Genomic DNA, 1,934 nt, shown 5'->3' with positions numbered 1-1,934 from the left:
AGTTTCTAATGCTTCATCCACTATAAATAATTTAAATTCTGTGCTATAATCTTTTTTCATAGTAGCATCCTTTTTATTTGTTTTATGTTCAAAATATTATAACAAGGATACTGCTTTTTTTATACTAAAAAATGTCCAATATCTCACACTCCTTAACAGCTGTATTTCCATAATTATTGAAAGCATTTATATTTGCACCTTTTTGTATTAGAAATTCTATAACTTTTGTATTATGAACTCTGGAAGCATACATTAAAGGTGTCTCTCCATGATTATTTGTTACATTTATATCAGCACCATTTTCTAATAAAAATTTAACCATTTTATAATTTCCGCTTGCAGCAGCGACCATTAATGTTGTACGGCCGTCTTCATCTTGTGTGTTTATATTGGCACCTTGTTCTATAAGTAATTTTGAAATATCATAATTTCCTTCATCATTAGCAATCATTAAAGCTGTTTTGTTTTCATTATTTGCTGCATTAGGATTGGCACCTTTATCAAGCAAATATTTAACCATATCATAGTCTTCTTTATAAACAGCAATCATTAAAGGAGTATAATCAGAATTATCATCATTTATTCTTGATTCTAAATCAAAACCATTTTCAATTAATATTTTAAACATTTCTTTATTTTCAGATTTTGAACTTCTATAGTATATATCAAGAAGAGATGTTCCTTCATCGTTTTTAGTATTTACATCAGCACCGTATTTTATTAATAAATTAAGTATTTTTATAGCATTTTCTCTTTCATTTTCTTGCCCAAAACTATTATGCTCAATACTATAATATAATGCAGTTTCTCCTGCTGCATCTCTCATGTTTACATCAGCACCATTTTTTAATAAAAACTCAACCATTTCATAATTTGTATTTCTAGCAGTGTACATTAATGCTGTAGCACCTGCTTTATCTTGAATATTTATATCAGTACCTTCTTCTATAAGTAATTTTGCTATATCATCATATCCGCTTACAGAAGCATTTATTAAAGCTGTTCTATTATAAGAATCTAATGCATTACAGTTTGCACCTTGCTCTAAATATGATTTAACTTTTTTTATATTATTATCTTCTACAGCAGAAAATAACGATTCATCTAAAGTTTTAGAATACAAAAGAATATTAAACAAGAATAATATAATAAATACCTTTTTCATATATACCCCCATATATACAATTTGATTATATAACACAAAATATTTACAGTCAATAAAATCATAATTTTTAAATGTTTAGGAGTATGAGATATTGGACATTTTTTAGTATAAAAAAAGCAGTATCCTTGTTATAATATTTTGAACATAAAACAAATAAAAAGGATGCTACTATGAAAAAAGATTATAGCACAGAATTTAAATTATTTATAGTGGATGAAGCATTAAAAACTAAAAATATTAAAAGATTTTTAAAGATGGAAAGAATAAATAAATCCACTTTTTATACTTGGATTAAGAAACATAAAAATACTGGAACAGTTGCTAATTTTAGTACTAAGCCAAAAACTTCTCCAAATATCTTTAATAATCAAAAAGCTATTAATTTAATTATTGAACTCTATACTAAAGAATATCGAGGTAAGCATTATATTAAAGCATATTTAAATCGTAAAGGCATTAAGATAGGTGTTACAGCTATAGAGAATGTACTAAAAAGAAATAATCTTTGGAGATACAAAATAAAAAAGAAAAAGAAGCGATATGATAAACGAAAATTTGTCTCTAAAATACAAAAAAAAGGCAAAATAGTTCAAATAGACACTAAATATATCAAATTAGGCAGAAAAACAGTTTATCAATTCACTGCTGTAGATTTAGCTGCTCGTTATAGTTGGAGAGAAATCTATGAAGATAAAACACCTTCTATTGCTTTATCTTTCTTAAAATATGTCTTAAAAACTTCACCTTTTAAGATACAGGCTATACAAAC

2 protein-coding genes are annotated in these 1,934 nt (G+C 25.7%); one reads left to right on the top strand and one right to left on the bottom strand.

What is annotated here, in order from left to right:
• Nucleotides 1-124 precede the first annotated feature (124 nt).
• Complete coding sequence (locus tag EPJ72_RS12785) at nucleotides 125-1,165, bottom strand: ankyrin repeat domain-containing protein (RefSeq protein ID WP_439897278.1); 1,041 nt, start codon at nucleotides 1,163-1,165, stop codon at nucleotides 125-127.
• 170 nt (nucleotides 1,166-1,335) lie between these two features.
• On the opposite strand from EPJ72_RS12785, the gene EPJ72_RS12780 reads away from it, so the two are divergent.
• Nucleotides 1,336-1,934, top strand: a 599-nt coding sequence (locus EPJ72_RS12780; protein ID WP_147730939.1) for a transposase, incomplete at its 3' end; no start/stop codon positions are given.

Origin of the sequence: Brachyspira pilosicoli (assembly GCF_008016535.1) — a bacterium.
GTDB lineage: Bacteria > Spirochaetota > Brachyspiria > Brachyspirales > Brachyspiraceae > Brachyspira > Brachyspira pilosicoli_A.
Note: the sequence above shows the minus strand (reverse complement) of the source record. Positions and strands in the feature narration are given on the sequence as shown.

Excerpts from the sequence above, each read along its gene's own strand:
- EPJ72_RS12785 (WP_439897278.1), bottom strand. The coding sequence starts at position 1,165 with ATGAAAAAGGTATTTATTATATTATTCTTGTTTAATATTCTTTTGTAT.